The organism is Rhodococcus sp. C26F, from assembly GCF_053345925.1.
This window is the reverse complement of record NZ_JBKFBA010000015.1, coordinates 106,028-118,204: the sequence shown is the minus strand read 5'-3', so window position 1 is coordinate 118,204 and position 12,177 is coordinate 106,028. Positions and strand designations below refer to the sequence as shown.

Here is a 12,177-nt window from a genome sequence, read left to right as displayed (position 1 = left end):
GGGGGAGGCGAACGGCACCCAGTAGGCGGGTAGTTCCCGGATGCCCGCGATCTGCATGAAGTCCGGGACCGTCTCGCCGCGGAGCTGCGCGTCGGAGATCTTCAGGTGCATCGCCATGATGTAGGCGCCGAGGCCGAAGAAGACACCCTGGCCGAGGGTGAGCATGCCACCGCGACCCCAGGCCAGACCGATGCCGACGGCGACGATCGCGAAGCACAGGAACTTGCCGAGCAGGCCGAGACGGAAATCGGAGAGCACGGCGGGGGCGAGACCGAACAGGACGATCGCGGCGATCGCGAATCCGCTTGCGGTGCGTACGGGTCCGGGTCGGGTGAAGGTGCGGGTCGAGAGTGTCGGGGACATCAGACCAGGCTCCTCGTCTTGACGGCGAACAGGCCCTGCGGACGGACCTGCAGGAAGATCACGATGAGCACGAACACGATGACCTTCGCGATCGACGCGGTCGTGGAGTACTCGATGAACGAATTGAGCAGGCCCAGTGCGACGGCCGCGAGCACCGCGCCCTCGATACGGCCGAGACCGCCGATGACGACCACGAGGAAGGCGTCGATGAGATACGACTGACCGATCGTCGGACTGGTCGAGCCGATGAGCGTCAGGGCCACACCGGCGAGGCCGGCGAGACCGGAGCCGAGGAAGAAGGTGGTGATGTCGGTGCGGCGCGAGGAGATGCCGACCGTCTCGGCGAGATCGCGGTTGTGCACCACGGCCCGGATCCGTCGTCCCATCGGCGTGTACTTCATCGACGCGATCAGGGCGACCACGCACACCACGGCGAGGGCGAGGATGAACAGGCGGGTCTTCGGGACCACGGCCCCGAAGATCTCCACACCACCGGAGAGCCAGGACGGTGCGACGACGTTGACGGCGGGGGCGCCGAAGATGTCGCGGGCGGCCTGCTGCAGCAGCAGGCCCACACCGAAGGTGACCAGCAGGGTGTCGAGCGGACGGTGGTACATGCGGCGGATGAGGGTGACCTCGAGGATCACACCCATCACGCCGCCCACCAGGAAGCCGACGAGGAGGGAGACGAACAGGGACACCCCGGCCGACGAGATCACCTGCTGCACGACGAACGCCGTGTAGCTGCCGGCCATGATGAATTCGCCGTGGGCCATGTTGATCACGCCCATCTGGCCGAACGTCAGCGACAGCCCCAGCGCTGCCAGCAACAGGATCGATCCGATACTCAATCCTGTGAAGAGCTGTCCTACAAGGACATCCATGTCGTCTCCCCCTTCGGCTTCCGTGCTCAGTTACCGGACAGGCCCGACGCCCAGTCATAGGACTCGAGGTACGGGTCGGGCTCGATGGCGCCGTCGGACTCCCAGACGGTGTAGATCAGGCCGTCGCCGCGGATCTCACCGATGCGGGCGGTCTTGGTGATGTGGTGGTTGTCGCCGTCGATCGTGACAGTGCCCTCGGGGGCGTCGAAGGTCACGCCGTCGGCGGCTTCGACGACGTCGTCGACCTCGAAGGATCCAGCCTTTTCGACGGTGTTCTTCCACAGGTAGACCGAGGTGTAGGCGGCCTCCATGGGATCGGAGGTCGGCTTGTTGGCGCCGTACTTCGCCTTGTACGCCTCGACGAACGAGGTGTTCTCGGGGGAGTCGACGGTCTGGTAGTAGTTCCACGCGGTGAGCTGGCCCTCGATGTTCTGCGCGCCGATGCCGCCCACTTCCTCCTCGGCGATGGACACCGACACGACCGGCATGTCCTTCGCGTTGAGGCCGGCGTTGGTGTACTCGCGGAAGAACGCGACGTTGGAGTCGCCGTTGAGTGTGTTGAACACCGCGTCGGCGTCGGCGGTGCGCACCTTGTTGACGATGGTGGAGAAGTCGGTGGAGCCGAGCGGGGTGTAGTCCTCGCCCTTGATCTCGATGCCGTTGGCCTCGGCGTACGCCTTGATGATGCGGTTGGCGGTCTGCGGGAAGACGTAGTCGCTACCGACGAGGTAGAGCGACTTCACGCCCTGTTCCTTCAGGTAGTCCAGGGCGGGCACGATCTGCTGGTTGGTGGTCGCGCCGGTGTAGAAGATGTTCGACGACGACTCGAGGCCCTCGTACTGGACGGGGTAGTACAGCAGCGCGTTGCGGTCCTCGAAGACCGGCAGCATCGCCTTGCGGCTCGACGACGTCCAGCCGCCGAACACCGCTGCGACGCAGTCGGATCCGATGAGCTTCTCGGCCTTCTCCGCGAACACCGTCGGCTCGGATGCGCCGTCCTCGGAGACGATCTCGATCTGCTTGCCGAGCACACCGCCGTCGGCGTTGATCTCCTCGACGGCCAGCGCGATCGAGTCGCGGACAGTGACCTCGGAGATGGCCATCGTTCCCGACAGGGAGTTGAGCGAGCCGACCTTGATGGTGTCGCCCGAGGTGTCGACGCACGACGCAGCACCGGAGGCGGCCGTGCTGCCCTCGTCACCCGCGCGGCTTCCGCAGGCGGACAGCACGAGTCCGACTGCGACGAGTGCTGCGGGGGCCGCGATGGCGCGGGTGGCGAGCCTGGACCTGACAACAGACATGTAGAGCCCTTCCTTCGAAGGTGTGGCCGGAGAGGACCCGGTGTATCCGGGAGGCGTATACAGCGCTGTATCCGTGAGGCCACACAGTAGAAGGGAGTTGTTGCGCGGGTATATCTTCCGGTCACGGTCTCGTGACACAGATTTCGCGGGTGTTACAAAGTGCGCACAAGCATCAGCTACGGACTTCGCTATCCGCTACGGCAATTGCTGTAGCGGACAGCTGAAGGTGTAGCGATTACCTCCGGGCACGGGCGACGGCCCGATCGAAACGGGCGCGGACCACGTCGAATCGGAACAGCTCGGGCCACGTCCACCGCACCACCTCGAAGCCGAGATCGCGCAGCGCGTCCTCACGTCGCTTCTCCCGTCGGACGGCTTCGATCCCGCCGTCGTCGTACTTGCCCATGCCGTCGAATTCACCGACGACGCCTTCGTCCTCCCAGTAGAAGTCGGCTCGCCCGACGAAGAGCCCACCGGGAGTTCTGATCTCCTGCTGCAGGATCGGCGACGGCATGCCGACCTCCTGCATGCGCACCCGGCTGAGTGACTCGCCAGGGCTTTCACTGCGACCGTCGACGAATGCTGCCACCCGCCGTGCCGCGGCGATGCCCGTACGAGGGCCCGACTCGGCCAGGCAATGGGCGAGAGCTTCCGCGAACCCCGGCTGACGGGCTGCGGCGGAGTCACCCGCGATCACCGATTCGTCGAAGTCGAGCGTGCAGGCGAGGTCGACGACCGTCCGGGCCATCGACGTGCAGGGAACTCCGTCCACCTCCGAGCGGTCGTCGGTGGGGAGTGGCGCGACGTGCAGGTGGCGACTTGCGGTCCTGCGTCCACCACCAGACCTGTCGCGGCTGACGTGCACCCGCGTGAGGTCCGGCTTCCACAGGGCGAGTCCGTGCAGGACGGCGGCGGACTCGTGGCTGATCACGGTGTCGGCGGACAGGCGTGTACCGACGGATCGGACGCGCATGCGGTAACGGTCGAGGTCGTCGAGGGATGCGTCGGCGATGTACACCCCGGGTTCGAGTCGTTCGAGTTCACCGTTGCGCAGGGCTCGGCGGATCTCGGTGTCGCTGAGGCCGGTCGTCAGGGCGTCGGCGCGCAGGATGGGCTGCATGGCGACCACCGTGCCCCACGTCCGCCGCCGAAAAGCTGCGGACGACACGGATTCCGGTCGATCTGTGGATGAGTCGTCGCCCTGTGGACAACGCGTTCGCTACATCTTTCGTCATCCGCTACAGCAAATTGCGGTAGCGGATGGCGAATTCCGTAGCGGATGCGTCAGGTGGGGTCGAGGACCGAGCCCATCACGCGCTCGACGGCGATCTCGATGACGACGCGGCGGGGGTTGGGGCGGGGTTCGCGGTAGCGGGCGGCGTAGCGACGCTCGCCCTCGCGGACGTCGGCCTGCTCGCGCGTCACGCGGGCCGGGCCCTCGAGGGTGAGCCAGCGACCGCCGTCGACCTGGCTCACCACCGCGTAACCCCCGCGCTCGACGTTGAGGGTCTTCTGGGAGCCCTCGAAGGTGATGACGCGGGCGAGGCCGGCCTCGCCGTCCCACGTGAACCCGACGGCGACGACGTGCGGCGAGCCGTCCTTGCGGAGGGTCGTGAGCGTCGCGAGGTGGTACTCGGACAGGAACTCGAGTGCCTTCGCGCCTATCGCGTCGGGGGTGCGTGCCATGCGACGAGCCTACCGACGCTCAACGCACCAGATACGGCGAGACCGACGAGCGGTGCTCGTTGATGTCGATCTCCTTGCCCAGGGGCGGGAAGGCACGCTGCGGGCAGTTCATCCGCTCGCACACGCGGCAACCCGAGCCGATCGGCGTACCGGGGTTGGACTCGTCGAGGTCGAGACCGTCGGCGTAGACAAGGCGATGCGCATGCCGCAGTTCGCAGCCGAGACCGATCGCGAAGGTCTTCGACGGCTGGCCGTAGCGTGCGGCGCGACGCTCGACGGTGCGCGCGACCCACAGATAGCGACGACCGTCGGGCATCTGCGCGATCTGCGTCATGATCTTGCCGGGATAGGCGAAAGTCTCGTAGACGTTCCACAGCGGGCACGTGCCGCCGCTCGTGGAGAAGTGGAAACCGGTGGCGGACTGTCGCTTCGACATGTTCCCCGCGCGGTCGACGCGCACGAACGAGAACGGGACACCCCGCAGCTTCGGACGTTGCAGGGTCGACAAACGGTGCGCGATCGTCTCGTAGCTGACGCCGTAGAAGGCCGACAGGCGTTCGACGTCGTAGCGGAAGTCCTCGGCGATCTCGTGGAACTGTGTGTACGGCAGGATCAGTGCGGCCGCCCAGTAGTTGGCGAGCCCGAGTCGGGCGAGCGCGCGCGAGGCGTCGCTCGTGAACGAACCCTCCGCGACGAGGCGGTCGATGAGCTCCCCGCACTCCAGGTACGCGAGTTCGATGGCCAGCTTGAAGACCTGCTGCCCGCCGGAGAGCTGCGGCGCGACCTCGAGGACACGGGTCTCGGGGTCGTAGCGGTGCAGGATGTTCTCGCCGAGATCGATGCGCTTGACGATCTGCACGTCGTGGACCGTCGCCATGCGGCGAGCGATCTCGCCGCCGACGTCGCCGCGGTGGAACCGGATGCGGTTGGCCAGTTCCTCGGCCGCGGTGTCGAGATCGTGCAGGTAGTTCTGCCGCTGGTAGAAGTAGTCGCGCACCTCTTCGTGCGGCATGGTGATCGCACCGCTGCCGCTGCCGTCGCTGTACCTCTCCTCGGTCGCGACGGCGAGCTGCGCGGTGGTGTTGCGGAAGCGGCGGTGGAGATTGACCATCGCGCGCGCCAGAGTGGGGTGGGCTGCGACCATCTCGGCGATCTCCTGGGCATCGGCCTCGATGCCCATCTCCCGATCGAGCGCGACCTCCCGCATCTCCGCGATCAGACGGGTGTCGTCCTGCGAGGAGAAGAAGGTGGCGTCCACCCCGAAGACCTCGCTGATGCGGAGCAGGACGGGCACGGTCAGAGGCCTGACGTCGTGCTCGATCTGGTTGAGATAGCTCGCCGAGATCTCGAGGGTCTTGGCGAGCGCAGCTTGGCTGAGTCCTCGCTCGGTGCGTAGCTGCCGCAACCGGGCGCCTACATAGGTCTTGGCCATTCGCCCAGGGTAGAACTGCCTCACAGCCTTCGCAAGGTGGCGTTCGCAGCGTGTTAATCGACGGGCGCCGGGGGAGCCTCGAGACCGAACCACGAGCCTGGCGCGAACGCCTCGAAGTGGATCGACCCGGGGGACAGACCCGAGGCGACGAGATCGGAGCGGATGGCACGCATGAACGGGATCGGACCGCACACGTAGGTGCGGGCGTCACCCGGAATCGTCAGCCCGGACAGGGGAGTTCGCCCGTCGCTGCGGATCTCGTCGTACTCGGTGTAGCGCACGTGCAGCCGCGCGTCGGGCAACGAGTCGACCAGGATGCCGATCTCGGTCCGGTGCGGTTGCTCGTAGGGGGTGCGGTCGATGTGGACGACGTCGACGCTCCGGCCGTCGCCTCGGGACTGCAGGTCGCGCAGCGCCGCGACGGTCATCGTCACGCCCACTCCCGCCGAGACGAGCAGCAACGGTTCGCTGCCCCGCTCGACCACGACGCTGCCGAAGGGCGGCGAGACGAGGAGGTGATCGCCGACGCGCAGGCCGTCACACAGCACGGGGGAGACGAGTCCGCCCGGCACGCGCTTGACGGTGACGGCCCACTCGCCGCTCACCCTGCCGGGGAACACGGTGTACTGGCGGATCTGCTCGGAGCCGTCGGGCAGCGCGACCCGCACCGAGATGTACTGGCCGGGAAGGAAGACCGGCAGCGGTTCACCATCGACGGAACGGAGGTGGAAGGTGGCCGCGTGCGCGCCGTCGTACTCGTGCTCGGTGACGCATACCCGACGCCAGATGTCGCCGGGGGCCACACCGGCTCGCCGGTACAGCTCCGTCTCCTGCTCGACGAGCGAGTTCGCCATCAGTGTGTACACCTCGTGCCAGGCCACGGCGACCTGCGGTGTGACGGCGTCGCCGAGCACCTCGGCGATCGCGGCGAACAGGTGCGTCCGCACGATCCCGTAGTGCGCTGCCTGCACACCGAGGGACGCGTGTTTGGCGGCGATCCGCTCCATGATGGGGTCGATGTCGGTCGGTGCATGGGTGACCAGCAGTGATGCGAAGGCGGCGACCGAGTCGGCGAGTGCCCGTTGCTGGGTCCCGTTCGCCTGGTTGGTGCGGTTGAAGGTGTCCCGCAGGGACGGGACGGCCCGGAAGAGCCGGTTGTAGAAGACACGTGAGATCGTGCCGATCTCGGTGCCGACCACCGGCAGGGTCGCTTGGACGATCGACCGCGACGTACTCGAGAGAATGTCGACTCCTCGTGTTCGGGGGCTGTTCGGCCGGGGCCCGACACGCGAAGGCACTACGACGCGCCGGCCCCGATCCGGCCCGAGACATGTTACGGGTGGGATTCGAGGGGTCAATGGGGATCACAGCGGGCGGTCGGCTCGTGTGAAGGCAGTCACAGTCAGGTGTCCGATCCGTCCCGCGGTGGGTGATTCGGCGAGGCGGGGTCTTCCGGCGCGTGGGGCCGGACGGCGGCCGGCAAAAGCCGAGGTAGTTACTACTCGCGGGTAATAAACCTGTGCCCGATTCGGGTAGTTGGACCGACCATCGATTAGCAATCTTCGCAATGCCTGCAACGAAAATAGCCGAGATTGGCATTAGCAACAGGTAGACGGGCTTTTTGGTCTGTGTCATTGTCGTTCTTGTACATCCGAACGGCACGCAAAGGATGTGAAGTCGTACACGCGTACTGCTTCATCCCGAGCGGGGCAGATCTAGAGAGTGGAGATTTGATGTCGACCACCGGCACCCCGAGGACTGCAGAAGAGATCCAGAAGGATTGGGACACCAATCCGCGCTGGAAGGGGATCACCCGCAACTACACCGCCGAGCAGGTCGCCAAGCTGCAGGGCAACGTCGTCGAGGAGGCCACCCTCGCCCGCCGCGGTTCCGAGATCCTGTGGGACCTCGTCAACAACGAGGACTACATCAACTCGCTGGGCGCCCTCACCGGTAACCAGGCGGTCCAGCAGGTCCGCGCCGGCCTGAAGGCCATCTACCTCTCCGGTTGGCAGGTCGCCGGCGACGCCAACCTGTCCGGCCACACCTACCCGGACCAGTCGCTGTACCCGGCGAACTCGGTTCCGCAGGTCGTCCGCCGCATCAACAACGCGCTGCTGCGCGCCGACGAGATCGCCAAGGTCGAGGGCGACACCTCCGTCGACAACTGGCTCGCTCCGATCGTCGCCGACGGTGAGGCCGGCTTCGGTGGCGCCCTCAACGTCTACGAGCTGCAGAAGGCCATGATCGCGGCCGGCGTCGCCGGTTCGCACTGGGAGGACCAGCTCGCGTCGGAGAAGAAGTGCGGCCACCTCGGTGGCAAGGTGCTCATCCCCACGCAGCAGCACATCCGCACCCTGACCTCGGCTCGCCTCGCGGCCGACGTCGCGGACGTTCCGACCGTGGTCATCGCCCGCACCGACGCCGAGGCCGCGACCCTCATCACCTCCGATGTCGACGAGCGTGACCGCCCGTTCATCACCGGTGAGCGCACCGCCGAGGGCTTCTACCACGTCAAGAACGGCATCGAGCCCTGCATCGCCCGTGCGAAGGCCTACGCTCCGTACTCCGACCTCATCTGGATGGAGACCGGTGTGCCGGATCTCGAGGTCGCCAAGAAGTTCGCCGAAGGCGTCCGCAGCGAGTTCCCGGACCAGCTGCTGGCCTACAACTGCTCGCCGTCCTTCAACTGGAAGGCTCACCTGGACGACGCGACCATCGCGAAGTTCCAGAAGGAACTCGGCGCGATGGGCTTCAAGTTCCAGTTCATCACCCTCGCCGGCTTCCACTCGCTCAACTACGGCATGTTCGACCTGGCGCACGGCTACGCCCGCGAGGGCATGACGGCCTTCGTCGACCTGCAGGAGCGCGAGTTCAAGGCGGCCAAGGAGCGCGGCTTCACCGCTATCAAGCACCAGCGTGAGGTCGGTGCCGGCTACTTCGACACCATCGCCACCACCGTCGATCCCAACACCTCCACGGCTGCCCTGAAGGGCTCCACCGAGGAAGGCCAGTTCCACTAGGAACCAGCGCCACCGAAGAGGCCACCACCCCGCGGCGGGATCCACAGGTCCCCATGTCCTGCCGCGGGGTGCGTGCGTATCAGGGGCGGTTCTGTACCCGCGCACCCGATGGGTCCGCACCTGTACTTCCGGCCTCGGCCACGACCCCCACAACGAGAAGGAGCTGACGTGACCAGCGAAAAGATTCAGCGCGTCGGCGTGATCGGCGCCGGCATCATGGGCGCAGGTATCGCCGAGGTGTGCGCACGCGCTCATGTCGACGTACTGGTGTTCGAGCAGACCCGCGAACTCGCGGCGGCCGGACGCGCCCGCATTCTCCGGTCGCTGGACCGGGGTGTGAGCAGCGGGAAGATCACCGAACGGGAGCGTGAGCAGGCCGCATGGCGTCTGCGCTTCACTTCCGATCTCGGTGACTTCGCCGATCGGCAGCTCGTCGTGGAGGCCGTCGTCGAGGACGAGAAGCTCAAGAGCGAGATCTTCGCCGAGCTCGACAAGATCGTCACCGATCCCAACGCGGTGCTCGCCTCGAACACATCGTCGATCCCGATCATGAAGCTCGGTATCGCGACCGGTGCCCCCGAGCGTGTCATCGGCATGCACTTCTTCAACCCCGTGCCGGTGCTCCCGCTCGTCGAGCTCGTCACCACCCTGAAGACCAGCCCTACCGTCTCCAAGCGCGCCGAGGCCTTCGCCGCCGACGTACTGGGCAAGCAGGTCGTGCGGTCCTCCGATCGCGCAGGTTTCATCGCCAACGCACTGCTGGTGCCGTACTTGCTCTCGGCGATCCGGATGGTCGAGTCCGGCTTCGCCACCAAGGAGGACATCGACAAGACGATGGTCCTGGGCTGCGCCCACCCGATGGGTCCGCTCGCCCTGACCGACCTCGTCGGTCTGGACACCGTCAAGTCGATCGCCGACTCCATGTACGAGGAGTTCAAGGAGCCCCTGTACTCGGCCCCGCCGCTGCTGCAGCGCATGGTCGAGGCGGGACTCGTCGGCAAGAAGTCGGGCGCCGGCTTCTACGAGTACGCCGACAACGGCCGCACGGTCAAGAAGGCCGGCTAGCCAGGTAGCACCACCGCACACGGCGCCCGTGCCCGGCGACAGTGTTCCAAGCACTGGTCACCGGTGCACGGGCGCGATGTGCATGAGGGAAAGGTCGACGCCGACATGGCAACTCTCGCCGACGGATACGGATCGAGCATCCTCGGGTACCCGCGCATCGGACCCCGCCGCGAGCTCAAGTTCGCCCTCGAGGCCTACTGGCACGGTGAGGGCACACGCGACGAACTCGTCGCGGTCGCTCGCGAACTCCAGGAGAACACCTGGCGCGAGCTCGCAGCCACTGGTCTGACCCAGGTACCCGGCAACACGTTCTCCTACTACGACCACGTCCTGGACAACGCCCTGTTGTTCGGAGCGCTGCCCGACCGGTTCCGTCCGCTGGTCGACGAGCTCGACCCGCTCGATCTGTACTTCACGCTGTGCCGTGGACGCGAGGACTTCCCCCCGCTCGAGCTGGTGCGCTGGTTCGGCAGCAACTACCACTACCGCCAGCCCGAACTCGACGAGAACACCGTCTTCGAGCTGAACTCGGCGGCCGTGCTCGACGAATTCGAGCGTGCGAAGGCCGAGGGCGTCGAGCTGCGTCCGGTGGTGCTCGGCCCGGTCTCGCTGCTGCTGCTGTCGAAGGTCGCGCCGACGTCGACGAAGGAGGGTTTCCGCACCCTCGACCTGCTCGACGCGCTGCTCCCCGAGTACGAGAAGCTCTTCGAGCAGCTCGCCCGCGCCGGCGCGACCTGTGTGCAGCTCGACGAGCCGTCCTTCACCGAGGACCGCAGCGAGGAGGAGCTCGCAGCCCTCGCGAGTGCCTACGACGTGCTCTCCCACGCTCCGCTGCGGCCGCGTCTGCTCGTGACCGGTCCGTACGGGCATCTCGGTGAGGCGCTGCCGATCCTGGCCGCGTCGAAGATCGAGGCGATCGGTCTGGACCTGGTCGACGGCCGCATCAGCGCGGACGAACTGGCCGCCGTGCCCGGGCTGAAGCGCAAGCGCATCTACGCCGGTGTCGTCGACGGCCGCAACGTGTGGAAGGTCGACCGCCACCGCACGCTCGAGTACCTGAAGTCCATCGCCGCGGTCGCACCGGATCTCGTCGTGTCGACCTCGTCCTCGCTGTTGCACGTGCCCTACGACGTGCTCGTCGAGTACGACATCCCCGGCGACGTCGCCGATCGTCTCGCGTTCGCGAAGCAGAAGGTGGGGGAGGTGGTCTCCCTCGCCAAGGCGCTCACCACCGGAGCCGAGGAGCGGTGGCGCAAGCCGCCCGTGTCGGTGCACTTCAAGCAGAAGCACACCGTCCGTGCACGTCTGAACGCGGTCACGCCCGCTCATCGGGTGCGCGCGCCGTACGAGGAGCGCCGCGTCGCGCAGCAGAAGCGCCTGGATCTGCCGCCGGTGCCGACGGCGACCCTGGGGTCGTTCCCGCAGACCGCGGAGATCCGCAGGGCACGAGCAGAACTCGGTCGTGGCCGGATGTCGTACGACGAGTACGTCAAGCGCATCCAGGAGGAGATCGAGTGCACCATCCGTCTGCAGGAGGACATCGGTCTCGACGTCCTCGTCCACGGCGAACACGAACGCAACGACATGGTGCAGTACTTCGCCGAGCTGATGGAGGGCTTCGCCACCACGCACTTCGGTTGGGTGCAGGCCTACGGTTCACGTTGCACGCGTCCGCCGATCCTCTACGGCGACATCGTGCGCCCGAAGCCGATGACGGTCGAGTGGATCTCGTTCGCACAGTCGCTGACCGACAAGCCGGTCAAGGGCATGCTCACCGGTCCGGTGACGATGCTGGCGCGTTCCTACGTGCGTCAGGATCAACCGCTCCACGAGACGGCCGACCAACTCGCGCTGGCCATCCGCGACGAGATCACCGATCTCGAGCGGGCGGGCATCGCGATCATCCAGGTCGACGAACCGGCCATCCGTGAACTGCTGCCGCTGCGGCAGGACGGGCGTGCCGAATACCTCGACTGGGCCGTCGACGCCTTCCGTCTCGCCACCGGTGGTGCGAAGCCGGAGACGCAGATCCACACGCACCTGACCTATTCGGGTCAGGCGTCGGTGGTCGACGCGATCGAGCGACTCGACGCCGACGTCACGGCGATCGTGGCGACGCGCTCGATCCGCTGGGTGCTCGAGGCGATCAAGGATCGCGCGCTCTCCCACGGTGTCGGTCCCGGTGTCTACGAGTCGCGCTCGGCCCGGATACCGGACATCGACGAGCTCGACGAGTTGCTCACCGAAGCGGCGGAATCGGTGGAACTGGACCGCTTGTGGGCCAATCCGGACGGCGGTCTCAAGACCCGTCACCACTGGCAGCTCGAGCCGTCGCTGCGCAACCTCGTCGCTGCGGCGCGACGACTGCGCCGCCGGACGGCCCAGCAGTCCGACCAGGCCGGATAACCGAACCGTCTCGACGA

10 protein-coding genes are annotated in these 12,177 nt (G+C 66.7%); 3 read left to right on the top strand and 7 right to left on the bottom strand.

The features are described 5' to 3' along the window. The 7 genes from ACLBYD_RS17170 to ACLBYD_RS17140 all read right to left on the bottom strand — a co-directional run. On the bottom strand, positions 1-363 hold a 363-nt coding region (locus ACLBYD_RS17170), incomplete at its 3' end, for an ABC transporter permease subunit (protein WP_447817361.1). Further along, positions 363-1,247: an urea ABC transporter permease subunit UrtB gene (urtB, locus tag ACLBYD_RS17165; protein WP_447817360.1), complete on the bottom strand. Its 885-nt coding sequence runs from the start codon at positions 1,245-1,247 to the stop codon at positions 363-365. The genes urtB and ACLBYD_RS17170, both read right to left, overlap by 1 nt. Before the next feature lie 26 nt (positions 1,248-1,273). Then, complete coding sequence (gene urtA, locus ACLBYD_RS17160; RefSeq protein ID WP_447817359.1) at positions 1,274-2,548, bottom strand: urea ABC transporter substrate-binding protein; 1,275 nt, start codon at positions 2,546-2,548, stop codon at positions 1,274-1,276. A 235-nt stretch (positions 2,549-2,783) separates the two neighbouring features. Continuing rightward, entirely contained in the window at positions 2,784-3,668 is an 885-nt protein-coding gene (locus tag ACLBYD_RS17155; RefSeq protein WP_447817358.1) for a type IV toxin-antitoxin system AbiEi family antitoxin domain-containing protein, read from the bottom strand. Between the two features lie 164 nt (positions 3,669-3,832). After that, the gene (locus ACLBYD_RS17150) at positions 3,833-4,234 is read right to left on the bottom strand and encodes a PPOX class F420-dependent oxidoreductase (protein ID WP_060650623.1); all 402 of its coding nucleotides are present in this window, start codon (positions 4,232-4,234) and stop codon (positions 3,833-3,835) included. A gap of 19 nt (positions 4,235-4,253) precedes the next feature. After that, positions 4,254-5,666 (bottom strand): acetate metabolism transcriptional regulator RamB, encoded by a 1,413-nt coding sequence (gene ramB / locus ACLBYD_RS17145; RefSeq protein WP_060650624.1) that lies wholly within the window; start codon positions 5,664-5,666, stop codon positions 4,254-4,256. Between the two features lie 53 nt (positions 5,667-5,719). Then, positions 5,720-6,865 carry a globin domain-containing protein gene (locus ACLBYD_RS17140; protein WP_447817357.1) on the bottom strand — a complete coding sequence of 382 codons (1,146 nt, stop codon included), beginning with the start codon at positions 6,863-6,865 and terminating at the stop codon, positions 5,720-5,722. Positions 6,866-7,399: 534 nt separating this feature from the next. On the opposite strand from ACLBYD_RS17140, the gene aceA reads away from it, so the two are divergent. The 3 genes from aceA to metE all read left to right on the top strand — a co-directional run bounded on the left by aceA (position 7,400) and on the right by metE (position 12,160). Beyond that, positions 7,400-8,689, top strand: coding sequence for an isocitrate lyase (aceA, locus tag ACLBYD_RS17135; RefSeq protein ID WP_006553580.1), 1,290 nt, complete (start codon positions 7,400-7,402; stop codon positions 8,687-8,689). Positions 8,690-8,857: 168 nt separating this feature from the next. Next, complete coding sequence (locus ACLBYD_RS17130; RefSeq protein WP_447817356.1) at positions 8,858-9,754, top strand: 3-hydroxybutyryl-CoA dehydrogenase; 897 nt, start codon at positions 8,858-8,860, stop codon at positions 9,752-9,754. A 105-nt stretch (positions 9,755-9,859) separates the two neighbouring features. Then, positions 9,860-12,160, top strand: a complete 2,301-nt coding sequence (metE, locus tag ACLBYD_RS17125) for a 5-methyltetrahydropteroyltriglutamate--homocysteine S-methyltransferase (RefSeq protein ID WP_447817355.1) — start codon at positions 9,860-9,862, stop codon at positions 12,158-12,160. The last annotated feature ends 17 nt before the right edge of the window (positions 12,161-12,177 follow it).